The organism is Aeromonas sp. R2-1, assembly GCF_040908425.1.
GTDB lineage: Bacteria > Pseudomonadota > Gammaproteobacteria > Enterobacterales > Aeromonadaceae > Aeromonas > Aeromonas caviae.
Window position 1 is genome coordinate 180,296 of sequence record NZ_JBFODR010000053.1, and the last position, 22,486, is coordinate 202,781.

A 22,486-nucleotide genomic window follows, 5' to 3' on the forward strand; every position below is an offset into this window, starting at 1 on the left:
TTATGTTGAAGTTGTTGTTATCCCTGATGTTGGCCGCCCTGCTGCAGGGGACCGCCTCGGCCCAGGAGATGGGCACCGCCATGATTGCCTATGACGAGGGGAGTGCCCCGCGCCTTGTCACCGCCAACCAGAACGCCGGCTCGGTCACCCTGCTTGAGCGCGATAGCGGCAAGCGCCTCAACGAGGTGCAGTTGGGGGGCGATCTGCGCCAGCTGGCCCGCGCAGACGACGGCACCCTGCTGGTAAGCGATTATCGCGGCGATCGCCTGCTGCTGCTGGATGATGATCTCACCCTGGACAAGGCGATCCCCACCGGCCATAGACCCTACGGGGTCATTTTCGATGCCAAGCGGCAGTGGTTCTGGGTCACGCTGTTCGAATCAGCTCGCCTGCAGGCCTATGACACGGCGGGCAAGCTGCAGTTGGATGTGGCCACTGCCGAGACCCCGCGCGGACTGGCCTTGACCGACAATGATCGCCTGCTGCTCACCCACTCCATGACAGGCCAGCTCGCCATCTATGATATTGCCAAGCTTGAGAAGGACGCTAAGGGAGCTACTCTGCCCAAGCCCAAGCTCATCACCCTGGCGGAAACCCACAGCGATACCCCGAGCGACTCCCAGGGATTGCCGCGCCTGCTGGACGGCATCGCCCTCTCCCCCGATGGCAGCGAGGCCTGGCTGCCCCATGTGCTGTGGAGCTTCGACCACCCCTTCCAGTTTCAGAGCACCGTCTTCCCGGCGGTCTCCATCATCGATCTCGATGAAGAGAAGGAGCGGGTCGATGAAAGAAAACAGCTCTTCTTGCAGATCAACCTGCCCAGCGTCGGCAACCGCAGCCAGATCGTCTCCAACCCGTTCGCGGCGCGCTTCGCCGCCGATGGCAAGCGGGTCTACCTGACCCTGGCGGGTTCCGAAGACTTGCTGGTGTTCGACCTGTCGCGCAGCGGCAAGCAAAACAGCAACCGCCACCGCCGCAAGAAGTTCCAGGGGGGCGCCAAGGCGACCCAGCTCTTGCGTCACCTGCCGGGCCAGAATCCGCGCGATCTGCTGATCGATGGCGACCACATCCTGGTGCACAACGTCATGGGGCAGGATCTTACCCGCCTCAACACCGGCGGCAGCGGCCCCTTCGCCCGGGTCACCGTCGATGTGCCCCACTTCGCCAAGCTGGTGGAGACGGATCCGCGCCCCAAGCCGCTTCAGCGCGGCGAGCGGTTGTTCAACCTCGGCAACACTGCCGCCAACAGTCGCTTCCCCATGGCGGGGGACAACTGGATGAGCTGCAACTCCTGCCATCTGGACGGGTTCAACTTCACCAACAGCTATCTGATGGCGGCCCACCGCCAGCAGAGCGGTGACAACGCCATCAACGGCCACGCCAACCTCGCCAACATGGTGGCGGGGGACTTTATCGGCGAATACCTGCGCATGACCCAGCAGACCCAGGGCGGCATGGGCCATGACACTCGCGATGGCGCCGAGGCGGTCGACCCCGCCAAGCCCCAAGCAGAGGTGAAAGCGATGATGGAAGATCTGCACGCCTTCGTCACCGCCGATGGCAACCTCCCCTATCTTGCCAACTGGCTGCGGCTCGATGCCCCGCGCAGGGATCCTGCCAAGGCGCCGACCACTCATCCCAAGGAGTGGCTCAACTCCGCCTCCTGCCAGAACTGCCACCAACAGGCGTTCCAGGACTGGAGCGAGAGCAACCACCGGCTGATGGGCAACTCCCACCCCTACTACAAGGTGGTGCAGGCGCTGGCCCGCGAAACCGAGGGCGAAGCCTTCGGCCAGTGGTGCCAGGGCTGCCACATGCCCCAGCAGGTAATGAACGGCCAGCAGGATCTGCCCAAGGGCTCCCACATGTTTGAGCGCGGTGGTGCCTCGCTGATCGCAGCACACCAGAAAGGCGAGCCCGTGGTGGAAGAAGGCACCGGCTGCGTGCTCTGCCATCGCATCACCCGGCTCGAGGATGCTGGCGGCAACAGCGCCTTTACGGTGAATCTGAAAGACCGCGAGAGCTATGTGTTCGAGGATGCCGCCGGTGGCAGCCTCCAGCACTGGCTGGCCGAGCGGCAGATCAACGCCCGTCCGGCGGCCCACAAAGCCTCTTACCAGAAGGATTTCTACCGCGACGCGGCCCTGTGCAAGTCGTGCCACAACGAGTTTGCCCCGGGCACCGGTGCCAATATCGTCAACACCTGGGACGAGTGGGAAAAATCCAGCTTCGCCAAAGCCGAAGATCCTGCCAAGCGCCGCACCTGCATCGACTGCCACATGAATCCGGAGCCGGGCAACGGCGGCGCGCCCGTGGCGGGCCAGTCCACCGAAAACGGCACAGTGAAAGAACGACTCTATCGCCACAACTTTACCGGCGCCCAGCATCAGCTGGTGGGGCTGAGAAGTGCAACCCTTGAGCAGGAGAGCCTGGCGCTCTTGCGCTCCAGCGCCACCCTCTCGGCCCGCATTGAAAACCAGAGTGGCCAACCCGCGCTGGTAGTGAGAGTCGCCAATACCGGCGCCGGCCACGCCCTGCCCACCGGGGTTGCCGATTTCCGTGAACTCTGGCTGGAGCTGACCGTCACCGACGCCAGTGGCAAGCTGGTGCTTGAAAGCGGCCAGCCGGTAGATGGCGCCGTGCCCGACGATGCGCGGCTGTTTCGCAAGGTGTTCGGCGACGCCGAGGGCAAGCCGGTGGGGCTCAAGTTCTGGCGCTACGCCAAGCTCTTGGAAGATACCCGCATCCCGGCCGATGGCTGGCGCGATGAAGCCTGGCCGCTGCCCGCAGATGCCCAAGGGCCCTTCAAGGCCGATATCAAACTCAATTTCCGCACCTACCCCAAGTGGGTCAATGATGCGGTGCGCGCCGCCGAGCCGAGCTTGCCGGAGCCACCCATAGTGCAACTCAATCGGCTGCAACTGACCCTGCAGCCCCTCCCCGTCACGCCCGATACGGAGCCTCAATCCTGATGTTTGCAAGTTTTCTCATTACCCTGCGCGAGGGGCTGGAAGCCTTCCTGCTGGTCGGCATCTGCCTCTCCTACCTCGCCAAGCTGGGGGCAAGCCGCTACAACAAGTTCGTCTATCTGGGGGTGGGGCTGGGTCTTATCGCCTCCCTCGTCGTCGCCTTCCTGTTCCAGGTGGTGGTGAGTCAGTTCGAGAGCGAGCGTTACAACCACCTCTTGATGGCGGGGATCCTGATCTTCGCCACCCTGGTGCTCACTTATATGGCTATCTGGATGCAAAAACAGGCCAAATCCCAGGTGGGGGCCATGACGGCGCGCATCGATGCCGCCATCGACGGTGGCAACCTGTTTGGTCTGGTGCTGCTCGCCTTCCTGGCGGTGATGCGCGAAGGCTTTGAAACCGTGCTCTTCTTCTCGGCCCTGGTCTACTCCGGGCAAGGGGTGGATCTGCACCAGGGGCTGATGGGGGCGCTGGCGGGGCTGCTGGTCTCTGTGGTGCTGGTGTGGGGGCTGCTGCGCTCCACCCGCAAGGTGGCGCTGGCGCCCTTCTTCCGCTGGACCGGCCTGCTCATCATCATCATCGCCGCCGGGCTGCTGTCGTCCGCCGTCAACATGCTGCAGGCGGCCGGGCTCATCACCTTCTGGACGACGCCTGTCTTCAACATCAGTCACATTCTCGACGATCAGGGGGTATTTGGTACCTTCCTGCGTGCCCTGTTTGGCTACAATGCCTCACCAGCCGGCCTGCAGTTGCTGACCTGGGCCTGCTACCTCATCATCTTTGTCACCCTCTGGCATCGCAGCTATCGCCCCCAGGGGAGCGCCGCCCCGACCAGGGGCTGAGCCCGGGGATCACACTCTGTTCGGGAGCCGCGCACAGGCGCGCTCCCCCAGCTATCACGCCGTTTCGGAACACTCATGAACGACAACAACAAGAAGCACATTGCGGTGCTGGGCGCCGGCCCCGCCGGCCTGATGGCCGCCTGGCGCCTGCGCCAGGCCGGTTTTGCGGTCACCCTGTTCGAGCAGGAGCCGGTCGTGGGCGGCATGTGCGCCACCCAGACCTTCAAGGGGCGCGACGGGGAGTATCGCTTCGACTACGGCGGCCACCGCTTCATCACCAAGAACCCCGAGCTGCTCGCCTTTATCGACGAGCTGATGGGGGACGACCTGCTCCACGCCGAGCGCAAGAGCGTGATCCGCTTTGGCGGGCGCACCTATGACTACCCCTTGAACCTGCCCAACCTGCTCAAGACGGCGCCGCTGGCCCTCATGGCCGGGGCGGTGAAAGATCTGCTGCTGTTGCCCTTTGCCAAGAAACCCACCGATTTTGCCAAGGCGAGTTTTGCCGAGTGGATCCAGAGCCACTTCGGCCGTACCCTCTACCGCCAGTTCTTCGAGGGCTACACCGGAAAGTTGTGGGGCATCAACCCGGACCAGCTCTCCGCCGACTGGGCCGGCCAGCGCATCAGCCTGATCGATCTCAAAGACGTGGCGCGCCGCCTGCTGCCAAGGCGCAACGGCAGCATGTCGGTGCGCACCTATGCCCGCAAATACCGCTATCCCAAGTACGGCTTCGGCCAGATCTTCACCACCTTGGGGGAGCGGTTGGTGGCCGAAGGGGTTGAGCTGAAAACCGGCGCCACCATCACCCGCCTCGAGCAGACCGATGGCCGCATCGAACGGGTTTATTGGAAACAAGATGACGTTGAACAGAGCGAGCACTTTGAACAGGTGATCTCCACCCTGCCGCTGCCGCTCACCTGCCAGCATCTGGGCTTGCCGTGCGATCTCCACTATCGGTCGCTTCGCTTCGTCAATATGCCCCTCAATCAGGAGAACCTGTCGGACAACACCTGGCAGTACCTCTCCGACCCCCATATTCTGGCGACCCGTCTGCAGGAGCCGCGCCGGCGCAGCCCCTTTATGGCGCCTCAGGGGCAAACATCCGTGATGCTGGAGATCCCCTGCAATCCGGGGGATGCCACCTGGCAGGCACCGCTCTCTGATCTGCGCGGCCGGGTCACCACTGATCTCGCCAGCCTCGGCGTCGATACCCAGAAGCTTGGCGATGAGACGTTCGAAGCGCGCAGTGAATACGCCTATCCGCTGATGGATCTGGGTTATCAGGCGCGCCGCAACGAAGCCATCAAGGCGCTGATGCCGATCACCAACCTCATCATGACCGGCCGTCAGGGGACATTCCGTTACATCTTCACCGACACCGCCATGGAGATGGGGATGATGGCCGCAGACATGGTGATCGACGGGGTGGACAGACGTCACGCCATCTTCAATCATCGCAACGAAAATACCGTCATTGAAACCCAGAGCGTGGCGTGAGCACGATGACTGGTGTTCAACAGGCAAACAGACGCCGCAACACCTTCAATCATCGCAACGAAAATTCCGTGATCGAGACCCAGAGCGTGGCGTGATGGCCGCGCCATAAACAAACAAGGAGAAGAGGATGACCATCCGCCCGGGTTTACTTGCCCTCACCCTGCTGCTGACCCTGAGCGGTCAGGCGCAGGCTTACTCCTACGCCGCCGCCGGCAAGGAGCCGCTGATCGATGCCCGCGAGGCACTGCTGGGTGCCGCCACTGATGGCAAGGATGCCAGCGCCACCTTGAACGACATCGCCGAGGAGCTGACCTATCTGGAAGAGCACCACAAGGTGGAGCTGCAGGCACCGCTGGCCGCCGCCATCAAGGCCAAAGACGCTGCAACCACCGCCGCCCTGCTCAACCGGGCCTACAAGGCGGAGATCGAGCGCCGCCTCGAGGGGGCCAGCCAGAACCTTGGCGACTACCAGACCGCCAAGGTGCTGGTGGTCAAGAGCAAGCGCTTCCTCGATTTGATCCTCCCCTCCCTCGATGAAGGGGATCGCAAGGCCGCCGAACAGGCGCTGGCCAAGGTGCTCGATGCCATCGGCAACCCCGGAGTGTTCGGGGTGGGTGCCAAGCCTGCCGATGCCGCTGCCTTTAGTGATGCCGAAAAAGCGCTGATGGCCGTGCTGGCGTCGCTTTGATGGCCTCTCATCGATGATGACGGCCCCCCTCATCCCCAACCCTTCTCCCGCAAGGGGAGAAGGGGGGCGTCGTCACGGCCGATTACGCTTCGCTAATCGACCCTACTTGCTTGCCCTGCTGCAACTGGCCTGGCTTGGCTGGCTGCTGACCTTCCCCGTGGCGCTCGATTCCGACGATGCCCTCAACTTCGCTCACGGGGTGACTCGCTTTAGCGTGCTGGAGTTCTCCCCCCACTTTCCAGGCTACCCCGCCTTTATCTGGCTGGCGCGGCTGATCAATCTGGCGGTGGACGAACCGGCCCGGGCGGTGCAGTGGGCCAGCCTCTTGGGGAGCAGTTTGCTGGCGCCGCTCGCCGCCTCCCTCGCGGTCAAATTGTGGCAGCGGCCCAGCCTGCTGGCGCCGGTCTGGCTGCTGGTGCTGGCCCTGCCGCTCACCCCGACGCTCGCGCTCTCCGGCCTGTCCGACGGGCCTGCGCTCGCCGCCTGGCTGGGCGCGCTCTTGGCTTTGCAACAGCGCAAGATAGCGCTGGCGGGTCTGCTGCTGGGCCTCATGCTGGCGCTGCGCCCCTCCTACTTCGTGCTGGCCCTGCTGCCCCTTTGGCTCGGGATGGCGCAGCAGGGCACGCGCGTCAGGTTTGTGCTCCCCATCGCGCTGGTGGGGCTAGCCGGCCTGCTGTTTGTCTGGCAGGCCGATGGCTGGGCCTATTTCAGCGAGGGGCGCCGCTTTACCGACGGCCACTTTACCCTCTGGGGCAACACGGCGGCGGCCCACGGGGATCGACTGCTGAGCTGGGCCAATACCTTCAACGATCAGCTCACCCCGCTCTGGTCCCTGTTGATGGGGGCCTTGCTGATACTGCCACTCTGGCTACGGTCAAAGGATCACAATCCAGCCCCCTCCGTGCTCTGGCCTCTCTACTGGCTCGTTCTGCTGCTCTGGACCCTGTTTGGCCAGAATCCGGACAATCCCCGCCATCTGGCCCCCATCACCCTGCTCGGCCTCGTGCTGCTGGCAGGCTGGCTGCCGCGCCGGGGCGAGCTGCCAGCCATGCTGGGAGCCCTGTTGCTGCTGCTCTGCACCCTCACCCCACCGGTGGCACCAGCCATGACCCGGGCCGCCAGACTGGCCGAACAAACGTGCCCGGCGCTGGTGACCCAGTGGGGAGTGAGGCTGCTTAGGGAAACCACAACCCTGCCCGTCACCGACGGCTGGTATCAGGGGGATGCCGCCCTTGCGCTCACCCAGGGGGCCTGCCGCCTCAGCCGCCGCCCCCTGGGGGCAGAGGCGCTACCAGGCCCTTATGACACCCTCTGGTTTGCCCCCCGCTTTCACGCCGAACCCGGCCTCTGGCTCGCCCTGCCTCGCTGAACCGGGCGCTTGCGAGGGCATCGCACGACTCGTCTACACTCACAGCCGGGTCTGTCAGGAACCAGTGCAATGGAAAGAAACACGAGCGGAACCGGGGAGGGGATACGGGTCGTGCTGGCCCTGTTGCTGGCCTGCGCCCTGCTGATGCTGCCGCTCTGGTGGCAGGGGGGCAGCCAGGGACACGATCTGTTTCATCACCTGCTCTCCGGCCACTACTTTGCCCGCCAGCTCTGGCAGGGGGAACTCTATCCCCGCTGGCTGATGGCCATGAACGGCGGCTTCGGCAGCCCCACCTTCTTCTTCTATCCCCCGCTCCCCTACTACGTCAGCGCCCTCTTTGCCGGGCCCGGTGCCCACCCCCAGCAGGCCATCTACCCTTTGCTTGGCAGCGCCACCCTGGCCCTGCTGCTCTCCGGGGTGTTTGCCTATCTGTGGCTGCGTGCCACCACGCCCCCTGGCAGGGCCCTGGCCGCCAGCCTGCTCTATCTGGCGCTGCCCTATCATGTCGCCATGGATCTCTATGCCCGCTTCGCCCTGGCGGAGTTCTGGGCCTTCGCCTGGGCTCCCCTTATCCTCCTGGGGCAGGATCTCGCCCACCGCGGACGACCTCAGGGGTTGCCCCTGCTGATCCTGGGGCTGGCGCTGCTGGCCTTCTCCCACCTCCCCAGCCTCTTGCTCATGATGGGGCTGGTCACCTTGCGCGCCTTCTGGTTCGCCAGACGCACCCGCACTCTGACGCCCTGCTGGCAAGCCCTCGGCGCCCAGGGTGTGGGGCTTTGCATGGCTGCCGCCCTGCTGCTGCCCGCCCTGGCGGATCAGGGGGCCATCTCCATGGAGCTGATGCGTGGCGGCATGTTCGACTACAGGCGCAACTTTCTCGACCGCCTGCCCAGCGCCTGGGAGGACTGGCGTTTTCGCGGTCACCTGGCGTGGCAAAGCATGCTGACCCTGGCCCTGCTGCTCATCGCCTGGGCCGCCGCCCGGGAGCCGCGCCACCCCGAGCTGCTGTTCTGGGGGGCGATCGGCGTCGTCGCCTTCCTGATGATGCTGCCCCCGAGCCAGCCTCTCTGGAGCCTGCTTCCCCCCTTGCAGCGGGTGCAGTTTCCCTGGCGGCTCAACCTGGTGCTCGCCCTTGCCACGGTCGCCGTGGTGGCGCTCGGCACCCAGCCCCATCGTCTCTGGCAGGGGCTCTGGTGGGGAGTATTTCTGCTGACCCTCCTCTCCACCCTGGCCTATGTGCGTCACGCCCCCCTGACCCAGGCCCCCGAACGGGAGGCCATGGCATTCGAGTTCGACAGCAAGCGCAGTGCCCGGGAATACAGGCCAAGGCAGGTGCCGGGGGGCATGTTCGCCCCGACCCTGCTCGCCTGGAAGGAGGAGTTCCAGCCGCCCGTCAGCGCCGAACCGCCAGGCGCAAGCTGGACCCTGACCCGCTGGCAACCCCGCGCCCTGGCGCTGGAGATCAAGGCCCGGGTGCCGACCCGGCTGGTCCTGCACCAATACCATTACCCCGGCTGGGAGGCCCGCCTCGACGGGCACCTGGCGCTGACGGTGAGCGCCAATCGCCAGGGGTTGATGCAACTCTGGGTTCCGGCGGGCCACCACAGCCTCACCCTGACCCTGGCGGCGCGCTGGCCGGAGCGCACCGGCAATGCCCTCTCCCTGCTCGGATGGCTTGCCTGGCTCTGGCTGCTCTGGCGCCACACCAGACAAAAGAGCATCGGGCAGGATGCACCTGATCGCGCCCGCCAAAACTGATAGACTCAACACCTGCCTCTTAACCCGGCCCAGCCCACGACTCGGATACCCTATGCCCCAAGCCAGCTCCCTCTCCCCCCGTTTCCTCTTCATCCTGCTCGGCGCCCTGGCGGGCCTGACTCCGCTCGCGGTGGACATGTATCTGCCCGCCATTCCCGCCATCGCCCGGGATCTGGCTACCAGCATCGACGGCGCCCAGCTCACCATCAGCGCCTTCCTGGGGGGCTTTGCCATCGGCCAGCTCTTTTACGGGCCGCTCGCCGACAGCTTCGGCAGAAAGCCGGTGATCCTGGCGGGCCTGACGATGTTTGCCGTGGCCTCCGTGGGCTGCGCCATGGCGGACTCCCTGCCTGAGCTCCTCGCCTGGCGCATGTTGCAGGCCGCAGGGGGCGCCGCGGGTTCCGTGGTGGTCAACGCCCTGCTGCGAGACCTGTTCGAGAAGGATGCGTTTTCCCGCGCCATGTCCTTCGTCATCCTGGTGATGACCCTCGCCCCCCTGGTGGCCCCCGTGGTGGGGGGGTACATCAGTGCTCACAGCGACTGGCGGGTCATCTTCTGGCTGCTGGTGGCCATCAGCCTGCTCATCTGCCTGGTGATGCAGTGGAAGATTGAGGAAACCCTCAAACCCGAGCACAAGCAGCCCCTGCGACTCGGGCAGGTGCTTCGCAACTACTGGGGGGTACTCTCCCACCGTGGTGCCATGGGCTATGTGCTGTGCGGCGCTCTGTCGAGCTCCGGCATGTTCGCCTTCCTGAGCGCCTCCCCCTATGTCTACATCGAGTATTTCAAGGTGCCGACCGAGCACTACGGCTGGCTCTTTGGCCTCAATATCCTGCTGATGATGGTGGTCACCTTCGCCAACAGCCGGCTGGTGAAAGGGGTGGGTGCCGAGCGCATGCTGCGATACGGCCTGACCGTGCTGCCGCTCGCCGGGGCCCTGCTCATCTACAACGCCTGGAGCCAGACCGGGGGCCTGTGGGGCATCGTCATCCCGGTGGTGCTCTTCGTCGGCCACATCAGCCTGGTGGGGGCCAACGCCATGACCGGCCTGATGGGCCACTTCCCCCAGTCCGCAGGCACCGCCTCGGCGCTGGCGGGCACCCTGCGCTTTGGCCTTGGGGCCCTGGTGGGGGTCCTGGTCAACCTCAATCCCCCCGAGTCGCCGCTCCCCATGGCCATCGCCATCGCCGGTTGCGGCCTAGGGTCGGCCCTCAGTTACTGGCTGCTGAGCGGCAAGCGAGTCCCCTGATGCCCTGCAATGAAAAAGCCCTGTCCATGGACAGGGCTTTTTGCATCGGGGCGCAGGCCTCAGTCATCGGCCTGCAACCCGCTGCGCGCCAGGATCTCGCTCTCCAGCCCATCCAGGCTTAGCTGGTTCTTCTTGCGCCAGTAGGCCTCTATCCCCTCCTGCCCCTGGCGTGCCGACCAGTTGGCGAGATCCTCCCTGTCTCCCTGATAGTCAAACAGGGGCACCGACATGCCGCACGACGTCTGGACCCGTTCAATGTCCAGCAGGAAGATCTGGCGAGCCGCGACGCTTGGGGGGAACAGCGCCAGCAACGACGGCCACTGCGGATCAGTGCGGTGCAGCACCCGTGCCTGGCCATAGGCTCGCAGAATAAGCGGCGCCCCCTCGAAGGCGCAAAACATCACCGTCATGCGCGGCTGTTGCAGCACCTGGGCCGCGGACTCGTTGCCGCTGCCGGTCAGGTTGAGCCAGGCCAGGGTGTGGGCATCGAGGACGCGCAGCGAATCCCCGCCCTTGGGGGAGAGATTGACCGATCCCTTCGCGGCTGCCGTACCGACAAAGAAGATCTTCTGCCCCTCGATAAAGGTGACATGGCGCGGCAAAAGCGCCTCGAACAGTTGTCCCATCTTGCCTCTCCCTGGTGCCTGGAACCGGATTCCCTAAAACAGGGCGCTGTTGAGCCACAGGTGCGCCCCTATGCCGACCATATAGCCAAGCAAAATGGCAGGCAACCACTTGAGGTGCCCGACGAAGGTATACATGCCCCTGGCCTGCCCCATCAGGGCCACCCCGGCGGCGGAGCCGACCGAGAGCAGACTGCCCCCCACCCCGGTGGTCAATGTCACCAGCAGCCACTGCCCCGTGCTCATCTGCGGCTCCATGGAGAGCACGGCGAACATCACCGGAATGTTGTCGATCAGGGCGGAGAGCAGGCCGATGGCGACGTTGGCCAGGGTCGGATCGCCGCCGTCATAGAGGAAATGGGAGGCAAGCGCCAGATACCCCATAAACCCGAGGCCGCCGACGCACATCACCACCCCGTAGAAGAAGAGCAGGGTGTCCCACTCCGCCTTGGCAATCTTGTTGAACACATCGAACGGCACCACCGAACCCAGACGCAGCAGCCTGGCCTCATCCCCGGTGCGCTCATACAGCGCCCGTGCCCGGGCCAGGGTGACGGGCTGGGTCTTTCGCAGATAGAAACTGAAAAATTGCAGGTAGCCCAGCCCCATCATCATGCCGAGCACAGGGGGCAGCCCCAGGAAGTGATGGCAGGCGACGGCGGTCACTATGGTGAGCACAAAGAGCAGCACGATGACAACGGCGCCGCGCCTTGGCACCACCATCTCGCCCGGCATGGCGGGCACCAGACGGGGCACCATCAGGCTCATCAGGGTGGCCGGCACCAGGAAGTTGAGCAGGGCGGGGATGAAGAGCAGCAAGAACTGCTGGAACGGCACCTTGCCCGCCTGCCACACCATCAGGGTGGTGATGTCGCCAAAGGGGCTGAAGGCGCCGCCCGCATTGGCCGCCACGACGATGTTGATGCAGGCCAGGTTGATGAAGCGGCGCTCCCCGTTGGCCACGTTGAGCACCACTGAGCACATCAGCAGCGCCGTGGTGAGGTTGTCCACCACGGGGGAGATGAAAAAGGCGAGAAAACCGGTGAGCCAGAAGAGCGTACGCAGGCTGAAGCCCGCTTGCACCAGGCGTACCCGCAGCACGGCGAACAGCAGCCTGTCCTCCATGGCGTTCACATAGGTCATGGCCACCAGCAAGAAGAGCATCAGCTCGGCATACTCCAGCAGGTTGTGGCGAAACCCGGCCTGAACCAGCTCGCTGTGCCCCAGCCCCGTATAGACCAGGCCGATGGCTATCCAGATGATGCCGGCAGCCACCAGCACTGGCTTGGATTTTCGCAGCTTCAGGTACTCCTCGGCCATCACCAGGGCATAAGCCAGGGCGAAGATGGCGAGGGCGAAGAGCCCGACCCCGCTGTGGGTCAGATCGAGGGGGCCGTTGCCCGCAGCGGCGGGGGCACTGAGCAGGGCCGCCCCGGGCACGAGGCGAAGGAGTCCAGACATGGCGGCATCTCCTGGCAGGCGTCTGGCATTGAGGCTAGCAGCGCAAAGGGAAGCCGCCCTCCTTGTCATCCTGATGAGCGGCCCGCCGCGGGCTCTCAGGCAAACATGAGCGAGGCCCGTTGCCGGGCCCCGTCATCAGGAGGTCTTCTTGCCAAAACCCGATTGCTTGAGGGTGTAGCCTGCGCTGTTTTGCCAGGCATCCAGCCCGCTTCGGTTGTTGCCCGCCACCAGGCTCGCGGCCAGGCTCGGGCTGTTGAAGAGCTGATCAGCGGTAAAGATGAAGCCCCCTTCGGGGTGTGGAACGAGCACCCCCTTGCCCAGCAGCTCCTGGCGCAGCTCGATCACCGCCTCGCGCAGGGAGGCCGCATCCTCGCCGTTGGCGGTGGAGCCCGCCTGGACCATGAAACCGGGGTTTTGCCGCTTGCCCACCGGATAACCATGGGCCTCTGCCCCCTTGCCGTTGAAGTGGTAGAGCTCGCGCTCCCCCGGCTTGTTGTCGGAGAGGGCCTTTTGCAGGGTCATCAGCTCGTTGTAGATATCGATGGGGACCACGGCAGCCTGCTTGACGCCCTTGCTGTCGACGATAAAACTGACTTGCTTGTGTAACATCCTTGCTCATCCTGTGACCCATGGAAGGCCCTATTCTAACCACCTCAGGCGAGCGGGATCCAGCGAGGATCCCCATCCCTTTTGCAGGCGCGATCACTAACTGGCATAGTGACGGACATTGTGAAAGCCATTGACCATCAAACGGTTATCCCATGCTTAGCCTGCGCAACCTCAGTAAACGCTTCGCCAACGGCGGCGAGACGCTCCCCCTGTTCGAGGGGCTGGATCTCGCCCTCACCCCGGGGGAAACCTGCCTGCTGCTGGGGCAAAGCGGCTGTGGCAAGTCCACCCTGCTTAACCTCATCGCCGGTCTCATCGCCCCGGACGAGGGGGAGATCTGGCTGGAAGAGACCCGTCTCGACACCCTGCCGACAGACGAGCGGGCCCGGCTTCGCGGGCGCCATTTCGGCATCGTCTATCAGGATTTCAACCTGCTGCCGACCCTGACCGTGGCCGAGAACCTCGCCCTGCCCCTTCAGATAAACAACCTGCCCCAGGACGATGGGCGCCTCGATGCCCTGCTCGCGCGCCTTGGCATGAGCCACAAGCGCCACGCCTGGCCGGAGCAGCTCTCCGGCGGCCAGCGCCAGCGGGTGGCGCTGGCCCGTGCCCTCATTCATCAGCCCCGTTGGCTGCTCGCCGACGAACCCACCGGGAGTCTCGACGAGCACAACGCCGAGCAGGTGATGGCCCTGATGATGAGCGCGGTGCGCGATACCGGCGCCGGTCTCTTGCTGGTGAGCCACAACCCGGGCTATGGCGACCTGGCGGATCGGGTGCTGCGCCTTGAAGGGGGACAGCTGGTCGAGCTCAAGGGGCGCCGCCATGGCTGACGTCTGCCGGGGGGCCTGCTGATGTTGCCCCTCAAGGCACTGCTGCGCCTCTATCGCGCTCACCCCTGGCTGCTCTTGATGAGCCTGGCCGGACTCACCCTCGGGGTCACCCTGGTGGTGGCCATCGAGCTCTTGAACCACAGCGCCCGCACCAACTTCGTCGCCGCCCGCAGCCAGCTCGCCGGGGAGGCCAACTACCGCCTGGCCCCCCAGGGTGGCCTGGATGAGCAAGTCTACGTGAGGCTGGTGCGAAGCCAGCCGAACCTTGACGCCATGCCAGAGCTTCACGCCTGGCTCAAGGACGAGCAGGGGCGCAGCTTCCAGTTGCTGGGGATGGATCTCTTCAACCCCGGCCCCCTGCGCCGCCTCTTTGGCGATGCGCCAGACAGCCAACCCGATGTCTCGTTGAATCGTGCCGACAGCGTCTGGCTGGCCGCCCCCGAGGCGAGGCGCCTTGACTGGCAACCGGGCCAGTCGCGAACCTTTGTACTGGGGGATGAGGGGCAACGCCCCCTGACCCTGACCCTGACCCTGGCGGGCACCTTCGAGCCCGGCGCCGTCCCCATGGAGCGGCTGCTGGTGACCGACATCGGCCTCGCCCAGCCCCTGCTTGGCAAGGCTGGCAGACTGGATCGCATCGTCTTCAAGCTCAGCGAGCAAGAGGCCAATACCTTGCAAAGAGCCTTGCAGGCGGCCCTGCAATCCAATGCCCCCCATCAACCCCTCTGGCTTGAGCCCATCAGCCCGGCGCTCGATGCCAGCCAGCTCGGGGATGCGCTGGCCCTGAACCTTACCGCCCTCTCCCTGCTCGCCATGGCGGTGGGATTGTTTTTGGTGTTCAACGCCCAGCGCTTCGTGCAGAGCGTGCGCCGCCCCCTGCTCGCCCAGCTCATCATTCTCGGGATGCCGCCGCGCCGGGTGCTGCGCTGGCTGACCCTGGAGATCCTGATCCTCGCCACCCTCGGCACCCTGCTCGGGCTGCTGCTGGGGAGCCTGCTGGCCCTCGCCCTGATGGGGCAGCTCACCCAGGCGCTGGCCGATCTCTATGGCCCCAACCCCATCGACCTGCTGCGCCTCTCCCCGACGAGCCTTGGCAAGGCGCTGGTGATTGGCCTTCTGGGGATGCTTGCCGCCAACCTGCCCGGCTGGTGGCAACTGCTGCGCCAATCCCCCCTTGCGCTGCGAGAGGGCAACAGTCGCCCACCGGCTCACCCCTGGCAACGCCGGGGGCTTGCCATCGCCATCCTGCTGCTGTGCACCCTGTGTCTATGGCGGCCAGAAACCGGCCTTGGCGGCGCCCTCTTCGTGGCCGGAGGCTGGCTGCTCGCCATGGCCCTCCTGCTGCCCGATGCCCTTCGCTCCTTGCTGGGGCGGCTGCGTGCACGCGGCCCCCTCACCGCCCGGCTCGGGGTGGCAGAAACCCTCCATCACCTGGATCGCACCGCCATCGCGGTGATGGCGCTGCAACTGGCCATCGCCGCAGCCATCGGCATCGGGGTCATGGTGTCGAGCTTTCGCTCGAGCGTGGAGATCTGGCTCGGCCAGCGTCTGGCCGCCGATCTCTACGTCACCGCCCCCAAGGGGGTGGCAGGCAGCAGGGGCGCCCTCGGCGAGCAGACCCTCAACACCATCCTCGCCGCGCCGGATGTGCGCGCCGCCTCCCGCCGCGCCGTGCTCCCCGCCCGCTGGCAGGGTCAGCCCATCGAGTGGGCGCAGATGGACTTTATTCCCGAGCTCAAAGCCGCCTATCCCTTGCTCGCCGGGCGCTGGCCCGCCGCTCCCGACGAGGTGCTGGCGAGCGAACCGCTGACGGTACGCCTCGGGGTCAGGGTGGGCCAGCGCCTCGAGGTGAGCGGCGAGCAGGGGCCACGCACGCTCACCGTCACCGGCGTCTATCAGGATTACGGCAGCGACAAGGGACAGATACTGCACGCCTTCGAAGGGGGCAAGGTGCAATCCCTTGCCCTCTTCAGCCCGGATCCCGAGCGCCTTGGCGACAGGCTCAGGAGCCAGTTTGGTGAGCAGGTGAACCTGTTGCCCGCCCCCGCCATCCACGCCGCAGCCCTCAGGGTGTTCGACCAGACCTTCGTGGTGACCGAACTATTGAAGTTGCTGATCCTGGGGATCGCCTTCGTCGGCATCGGCTCGGCCTTTATGGTGCTGGGGCTGGCCCGGCGCGGCGAGTTGCAGACCCTGCAAAGCCTTGGCCTGAGCCCGCGCCACTGCCGCCGGCTGCTGGTGTGGCAAGGGGCAGGCCTCGGACTGCTCACGGCGCTCCTGGCCCTGCCGGTGGGCTATGGCCTTGCCTGGGTGCTGATTGAGGTGGTCAACCCCCGTGCCTTTGGCTGGCGGCTGGCCTTCGAGGCCGCCCCCCTGCACGCCGTCACGGCGCTTCTGCTGGCGCCGGTGTGCGGTGCGCTGGCCTCCTGGTACGCCGCAAGGAGAGTGGTATGACATATCGGTTAGCGCTCTGGCTCGGCCATGGCTTGACGTTCCCATTGACCAGGTCTCTGTCACCGCACTTGATTCAGCGCAGAGAAGCGCACAGAGCTGCCGCGAACCATCCCCTCTCCCTTCGGGAGAGGGCCAAGGTGAGGGGAATCTTGTCCTCTTTACGGACCCTGTGGCTTGCAGCCCGCTTGATCCCGCTTGTTGCCATAAGCGGCCACGCGCAGGCCAGCGATCTGGGGAGCATCCTCGGCGGTGGTAGCAATCACTTCAAAAAGGCCCTGCCGGATCAGTCCATCAACCTGCCCGCGGATCACGCTGCCCACCCCGACTACCGCTCCGAGTGGTGGTATCTCACCGGCAACCTCAAAGACGAGCAGGGACGCGGCTACGGCATGCAGTGGACCCTGTTTCGCCAAGGCATCGAGCAGGAGATAACATCCGACAACCCCTGGCTCACCCCTCAACTCTGGTTGGCCCAGTTCGCCATCACGGATGTGAGCAAAGGCCGCCACCAGCAGGACGAGCGCACCAGCCGCCAGGGGCCAGGGCTCGCCGGTGCCAGCGGTGGTGAGTATTGGCTGAAAGAGTGGCGGCTTACCTCTCAAGGAGAGACGCTTTTTCCCGCCACCCTCAAGGTGCAGAGCAAGGCGGGGGATCTTGATGTGAAGGTGAGTGCCGCCAAGCCGGCGGTGCTGCAAGGCAAAGCAGGTTACAGCGAGAAGAGCCCGGGCAACGCCTCCTTCTACTACTCCTACCCTCGCCTGACCATCAGCGGCACTTTGACCCTGGATGGGGAGACCCGCCACGTCAGCGGTGAGGGGTGGTTTGATCACGAGTGGAGCAGCTCGGTATTGGCCGAGTGGCAATCGGGCTGGGACTGGTTTTCGCTGCAATTTGACGATGGCCGCGAGCTGATGCTGTTTCGCCTGCGCACCAAAGCGGGCCACACTGAGCCTGAGAACCGCTACGGCATCCTGATCGAGCGGGATGGCAGCAGCCGGGTGCTGAGCCCAGATCACATCCACCTCACCCCCGGCAAGACCTGGCGTGGCCCCAAGGGGCAAGCCTACCCCATCGAGTGGCAACTGGAAGCCGCCGATTTGAACCTGACGATCCGTGCCCGCCAAGCCAATCAGGCCATGACGGGGCGCTTTGACTACTGGGAAGGGGCGGTCTTAGTCTCGGGAGACGCAAAAGGCGTCGGTTATCTAGAGATGACGGGCTACTGAGTCTTACCCCGTTCGCCATCGCGGATAAGCAGGTTCGACTCATGGATGTCAGCATCAGCGCGCGCTTGGCGATGCTGTTGGCCGCCTTCTCTATGTCACAGGCGGACAGGGCGGCGGTGCAGGCGATGGCCAGCATGACTTTGTGGTGCATTCTCATGACTCTTGTTCCTTGCAATTGCTTTGTTATGTGAGGTGCATTCAATCGCCGCTGAATTTACTGAAGGAAGGGTTCGCCGGTCGACGCAAGATCTGCAACAAGCTGTTACAAGGCATTGATAAACAAGAAATAACACATGACTTGGTTGGTCGGGCGGAGCAGCAGAAAAGAAGAGAAGCCATCTCCCCTCCCCCCGTTTCTCTCGACCTTTCCGTGTAAAAATCTGACCGCCATCAAGATTTCATTCAAATCCCACGGATCGGCTGTGTTTTTACTCAACAGGAGCGGTCAGCCTTTGATAGGCTACTCATCCGGCCCTTAGAGCCCCAAAGGCAGCCAAGGAGTGGCTATGATTTCCCCCTATTCAACTTGGTTAAAAAGAGCACACGGGGAGCTGCAACCCCGTGCGGTAGCAATCTTTATTTGTCAAAATAATGACATATCAATTTAAAATCAATTATAAACTTTTTTATCGTTCTAAATAAGTAATAACTTTATGCATGAAATTAGACAGCACTAAATTGTTTGTGTAAAACCAACTCAATACAAAAAGCTCACATGCCCCACCTTTAAATATTAATTGCAGAGCATAAGGCAATTTTTTCCAATGGGAATATCATTAGGTTTTTTTATGGCTACGCTTTCATCTAGAGTAAACAAAGAGATAAGAGGGTCACTTTACAAAAACAAAATATTTTTGGATAATCGGTGGAATTTTTTCGAAAAAAGCATTGTCCGATGGTCAACCCACTACAAAAGATATATTCTGTTAACACTAATGCTATCAGGCCTGGTGACTTATAATTTAATAATCTGGCAGCCATGGATCAAACCATATATTGTTATATATGCTCCAGATTGGAGAAAAATTCTTGACTGGCAAAGCACCTTATTAGGTGGACAACTAACTATAATTGGTGTCGTATATCCATTAGTTGTTGGCCTGATCAGCATTCTTTTCCAAAATAAATCAGCCAAAACCATTATCTTTCCCTTATACCAAAAGTATTCTGGATTTATGTTTGCCGGCCTGAGTGGACTTACACTCTCAGGGTTTATTGTTGCAGGTTATTTTTTAAAAGCAACAATCACTGAATACAAATACGTCGCCATCTGTATCACCTCAGCAATTTGGTTTTTATCAAATTTATTGTTGACAGCTTGGTTTTTCGTGCAAACATTTAGGATGCTGGATGATAACTCTCGCGAAGAAATAGTTTTCCGTTTTTCAATAAATGAAACATGTGAATTAGATATCCGCCGCAGAGTTAAAATTAAATTATTAGAAAATGCGGTTGATAACAACCTAATTGTCAACCCAGATGAAAACATCATGGCAGTAATGACATACAATTACTTTGGAGGAAACAGTCAAGAAATAACTCGAAATGTGAAGTTCCGTTGTTCCATAAAAGATGTAAACCTGTGGTTGCTTAACTCTGCGATAAGAATTCAAATATTCATCCTGAAGCTTAAGAAGCAACAAGGAGCAAAACTAATAATCAATCCACTAATAGGTAATCGAACTAACAATACAGTCCTTATTGCTACATTTAGCGACTTTACATTAAACCCTATAGTAAAATTACTAATAAAATTATCTTTCTCTTTTGAAAGGAAAAACAGTGAGAAAAACACGGGATTATTAAGTTTACTGAATGCTTTTATTGGCCCCGCAAATGACGCAATTAGAGATGGTGATGTAAGAGAATTTACAAACGCTCTAGATAACATTTCTCTATGGCATGCTAAACTTGCTTCGGTACTATCTTTTAAAGGAAGCAAAGGTAAACTAGATAACTGGTTAACATTATCGGACAGTGGCTTATTTGGAAAGAATTACCTTGATGAGCTTATTACCGAATATTATCGCCTTGCAAAGGAAACTGTCGAAATAATACATGACAACACTCGATTTTATCAAAGCATGCTCGGTTTTCATAGGCGCATAATTTCTAGAAGAGATTCATTTATTGAAAAGGAATTGAAAGATCTTATAAAAGCCAGTTACTATTTGTGGTATCTACTGATAGAGTGGCGCTCATACAACTCGGAGTCTAGTGACTTGAGGATCGCTAATAAGTATGAAGATATCCTCTATGATTTTGTTGGTGCTTGGGAAAGTTGGATTATGTACATTGAGTCAACTTCAAAGCGGACTAGTAATATAAGCAGTGTATATTCTGCTCTTATAACACATTTGGAGTGTACAGCATCAACAACAATTTCAGCTCTCCGATTTGGCAATTACGAAGCCGCCGGTTGGGGAGTTGATATGCTCAATAACTGGTTTTATACATTTTCAAGAGATAACCATTGGAACATCTATTTGCATTGGCGTACAGAGCCAATTAATTATTTCTTTCTATCAATGAAGCCAACTAGTAAAAATTGGCAGTTTATTCTCAATGGAAACATCTATAACGATAGCGCTGCATTTGACTTATCTTTTAAAAATGCTCATTTAGACCTAAGGGTTATTACTGCTTGCTACATACTATTAAAACCTAATAGTGAACAGCCAGAAATATTGAAAAAATATGTCAAGGCGCTGTTATCTGGTGAGCAAATTTATCCATCTGGCTCACTTAGACAAAATCACAATAAAATATTAAATGCTGGCGACCTGCTTGGCTCTTATATTAGACATAGAGATTACAATGGTGGTAATAACGGTGAGTATGGTAATTGGCTCTCATCAATTCTGGAGTCATTCGGCCGTATCTATGAAGAAAGGCGTGTAACTGGTAGAATTTACTCTGGGTGGGGTGCAAACGACCCAAAGAGTATGAATTTAGCTTATGTTGAAATTGCTATTTCTATGTCCCATACATCATGGGCGCTATCCTACAGATGGGATGATGTTCTTTCTTCCAATTTTTTTGAATATGAAGAAAAACAAGCAATAATTTCAGATCTAAATGAGTGGATTAACATTGCCAAAGAGAACCACGAATTCATTTTAGTTGAATATGATAACTTAGAACCCTGTAAAACTAATTTTATTAAATCTTTAAGAGATATTATTTCCAAAATCACTAGCAGTCAGAATCAGTCTGTTTTAAATGCTAAAATAGACAGGGATCGCCTGACAAAACTTGGAATTGCAAGCTCATCCTTCTTGAAAAGAGAAAATGCACATCGCTTCCCGCTAGGACTTTTTGAACATATTATTCGAAATGCTCTTCCTGATGACTCTCCTTTTAGGATAAAGCTTAATAATTATGCTAAAGAACAAATTGCCTGTGGCCTAAATATAAGCCGGGCAATTAATGAAGAAAGTTGGCTGTCTGAATTTATTTTTGAAAACATAAAATCAAACATACTAAGTAAATTACTGAAACAACCATGTTTAGAACTATACAAATACACTGATATCGACAGTATCCTTTCTGATATTATGAAGTTTTCATTGTTAATGGCATGCCCTGTACTATTTGTCGGCCACCAAAGCTTGAAAGACATTCTTCACAGCTCATTATATGAATTAGAAGTTGCAAAAAAATATGGTATAAGACACCAAGATGGCTTTGATAGTGAATATATTTGTCATATCGGCGATTGCGAGGTTTACTCTCTTGAACTTGACAACATTGATGACTGCCTTCTCACAAGCAAAGAGTTATTTGATACCATTGGTATTCATGATATAGGCAATGAACAATATGTAGATGTCAGTTTTGAATTAAATGATGGTAGCAGTACCATTGGTAGTTTGACATTCAAATACTGGATGACAGTGACATTAGCTAATGACACTCCATGTATAAAGCTTGAACTCCAAGACAGTAATAACAACAAAAATATAAACTAACTAAGGTTATAACCGATTTAACCAATGCATAAACCCCGGCAGAATTTATTCTGTCGGGGTTTTCTTTGTCTCGCCGCCTGATCCACCAGATAGAGGATGCTGTGATAGGGAATGCTGGCGTGCTGGCTGAGCCCCATTTCGCAGGTGCGGCTGTATTCCATGGCTGCAAGCACGGCAATGGGGAACTCAGACGTCATTAATCCCTCATCTTCTGTTTGCGCCAAAAAGTGAAAGTACAGGTGAACACTCCGGCATGGCCTTACAACCCTCTTTCGCTTTCTGCCTTGATGGCGCCCAGTATCCGGCGCCGGATCAGGCCGCTGACGGGGCGGATCAGATACCAGTAAGGTGCGAATTTGAGGCGGCAGGCCAGATCCGGGCAGAACACCCTTGTCTGGGTGGTCAACCGGGTGGTGCCGTTTGGCTGGCGGCTGGCCGAAAACCCCAGGGCCAGTTTTGCAACGCCTGGCGCCGCAAAGTCCAGATACGCCTGACTGTCCGCCATGGTCACCAGACCAAAGTCCGGCCGCCAGAACCGGCCGACAAGGCCGTAGAGCAGCGTGTTGTCGTCCTGGCTGTCGAGCTGCACGAATCTGTCCAAGCCAAAGGGAGGCGGGCTGGCGCTCTGTTGGCGACCGAGAAGATGCCCAAGGCGCATCGGCACTTCCCGCAAGCCGATCAGGTGGCGAAAGGCCGGATCCGCTTCCGGTCGATAGTTGGACGCCGCCTGGATGACGGTGCGCGGGTCGGCGGCAATGTCGCGAGCGTGCTCTTCACAGAAGTGATAGGCAGGCAGATAGTGGTTTAGCGGCGTCATCAATCCTTCCTTGCCATCGTTCGTATCAGCATCGGCCCCTTTCATAGCACGTAGCACCAGACAAGTCCCGTTTTTAAGCCACCTTGTTCACCCCATTGAAAACGGCAGGATAGTTAT

The 22,486-nt window shown here is 59.9% G+C and carries 17 protein-coding genes; 12 read left to right on the plus strand and 5 right to left on the minus strand.

What is annotated here, in order from left to right:
* Window positions 1-2: 2 nt before the first annotated feature.
* From AB5Y80_RS19260 to AB5Y80_RS19290, 7 genes are all read left to right on the plus strand, one after another.
* Entirely contained in the window at window positions 3-2,972 is a 2,970-nt protein-coding gene (locus AB5Y80_RS19260; RefSeq protein WP_368173388.1) for a hypothetical protein, read from the plus strand.
* On the plus strand, window positions 2,972-3,811 hold the full coding sequence (locus tag AB5Y80_RS19265) for an FTR1 family protein (protein WP_368173389.1): 840 nt from the start codon (window positions 2,972-2,974) through the stop codon (window positions 3,809-3,811). The genes AB5Y80_RS19260 and AB5Y80_RS19265 overlap by 1 nt, the downstream gene beginning before the upstream one ends.
* A 75-nt stretch (window positions 3,812-3,886) precedes the next feature.
* Window positions 3,887-5,311 carry an FAD-dependent oxidoreductase gene (locus tag AB5Y80_RS19270; protein WP_368173390.1) on the plus strand — a complete coding sequence of 475 codons (1,425 nt, stop codon included), beginning with the start codon at window positions 3,887-3,889 and terminating at the stop codon, window positions 5,309-5,311.
* 127 nt (window positions 5,312-5,438) lie between these two features.
* Entirely contained in the window at window positions 5,439-5,999 is a 561-nt protein-coding gene (locus AB5Y80_RS19275) for a hypothetical protein (RefSeq protein ID WP_368173391.1), read from the plus strand.
* Window positions 6,000-6,105: 106 nt separating this feature from the next.
* The gene (locus AB5Y80_RS19280) at window positions 6,106-7,368 is read left to right on the plus strand and encodes a hypothetical protein (protein WP_368173411.1); all 1,263 of its coding nucleotides are present in this window, start codon (window positions 6,106-6,108) and stop codon (window positions 7,366-7,368) included.
* Between the two features lie 69 nt (window positions 7,369-7,437).
* A complete protein-coding gene (locus AB5Y80_RS19285) occupies window positions 7,438-9,126 on the plus strand; it encodes a hypothetical protein (protein ID WP_368173392.1) in 1,689 nt (562 codons plus the stop codon).
* A gap of 52 nt (window positions 9,127-9,178) precedes the next feature.
* Window positions 9,179-10,375 (plus strand): Bcr/CflA family multidrug efflux MFS transporter, encoded by a 1,197-nt coding sequence (locus tag AB5Y80_RS19290; RefSeq protein ID WP_010674385.1) that lies wholly within the window; start codon window positions 9,179-9,181, stop codon window positions 10,373-10,375.
* Between the two features lie 59 nt (window positions 10,376-10,434).
* Here AB5Y80_RS19290 and AB5Y80_RS19295 read toward each other — a convergent pair whose 3' ends face one another.
* The 3 genes from AB5Y80_RS19295 to AB5Y80_RS19305 all read right to left on the minus strand — a co-directional run bounded on the left by AB5Y80_RS19295 (window position 10,435) and on the right by AB5Y80_RS19305 (window position 13,068).
* On the minus strand, window positions 10,435-11,001 hold the full coding sequence (locus AB5Y80_RS19295; RefSeq protein WP_128345226.1) for a pyridoxamine 5'-phosphate oxidase family protein: 567 nt from the start codon (window positions 10,999-11,001) through the stop codon (window positions 10,435-10,437).
* 33 nt (window positions 11,002-11,034) lie between these two features.
* On the minus strand, window positions 11,035-12,459 hold the full coding sequence (gene nhaD, locus AB5Y80_RS19300; protein ID WP_330143487.1) for a sodium:proton antiporter NhaD: 1,425 nt from the start codon (window positions 12,457-12,459) through the stop codon (window positions 11,035-11,037).
* A 135-nt stretch (window positions 12,460-12,594) separates the two neighbouring features.
* Window positions 12,595-13,068, minus strand: coding sequence for a DUF4357 domain-containing protein (locus AB5Y80_RS19305; RefSeq protein WP_010674381.1), 474 nt, complete (start codon window positions 13,066-13,068; stop codon window positions 12,595-12,597).
* Window positions 13,069-13,220: 152 nt separating this feature from the next.
* Here AB5Y80_RS19305 and AB5Y80_RS19310 point away from each other — a divergent pair, with 152 nt between their 5' ends.
* The 5 genes from AB5Y80_RS19310 to AB5Y80_RS19330 all read left to right on the plus strand — a co-directional run bounded on the left by AB5Y80_RS19310 (window position 13,221) and on the right by AB5Y80_RS19330 (window position 21,552).
* On the plus strand, window positions 13,221-13,901 hold the full coding sequence (locus AB5Y80_RS19310; protein ID WP_010674380.1) for an ABC transporter ATP-binding protein: 681 nt from the start codon (window positions 13,221-13,223) through the stop codon (window positions 13,899-13,901).
* A 21-nt stretch (window positions 13,902-13,922) separates the two neighbouring features.
* Entirely contained in the window at window positions 13,923-16,355 is a 2,433-nt protein-coding gene (locus AB5Y80_RS19315; RefSeq protein WP_368173393.1) for an FtsX-like permease family protein, read from the plus strand.
* A gap of 185 nt (window positions 16,356-16,540) precedes the next feature.
* The gene (locus AB5Y80_RS19320) at window positions 16,541-17,581 is read left to right on the plus strand and encodes a lipocalin-like domain-containing protein (protein ID WP_368173412.1); all 1,041 of its coding nucleotides are present in this window, start codon (window positions 16,541-16,543) and stop codon (window positions 17,579-17,581) included.
* A 41-nt stretch (window positions 17,582-17,622) separates the two neighbouring features.
* Window positions 17,623-17,772 (plus strand): hypothetical protein, encoded by a 150-nt coding sequence (locus AB5Y80_RS19325; protein WP_368173414.1) that lies wholly within the window; start codon window positions 17,623-17,625, stop codon window positions 17,770-17,772.
* 597 nt (window positions 17,773-18,369) lie between these two features.
* Window positions 18,370-21,552 (plus strand): hypothetical protein, encoded by a 3,183-nt coding sequence (locus tag AB5Y80_RS19330; protein ID WP_368173394.1) that lies wholly within the window; start codon window positions 18,370-18,372, stop codon window positions 21,550-21,552.
* A 17-nt stretch (window positions 21,553-21,569) separates the two neighbouring features.
* Here AB5Y80_RS19330 and AB5Y80_RS19335 read toward each other — a convergent pair whose 3' ends face one another.
* Together AB5Y80_RS19335 and AB5Y80_RS19340 are read right to left on the minus strand one after the other, a co-directional pair.
* Window positions 21,570-21,749: a hypothetical protein gene (locus AB5Y80_RS19335; protein WP_368173395.1), complete on the minus strand. Its 180-nt coding sequence runs from the start codon at window positions 21,747-21,749 to the stop codon at window positions 21,570-21,572.
* Window positions 21,750-21,811: 62 nt separating this feature from the next.
* Window positions 21,812-22,369, minus strand: coding sequence for a hypothetical protein (locus AB5Y80_RS19340; protein WP_323919229.1), 558 nt, complete (start codon window positions 22,367-22,369; stop codon window positions 21,812-21,814).
* Window positions 22,370-22,486: the final 117 nt, after the last annotated feature.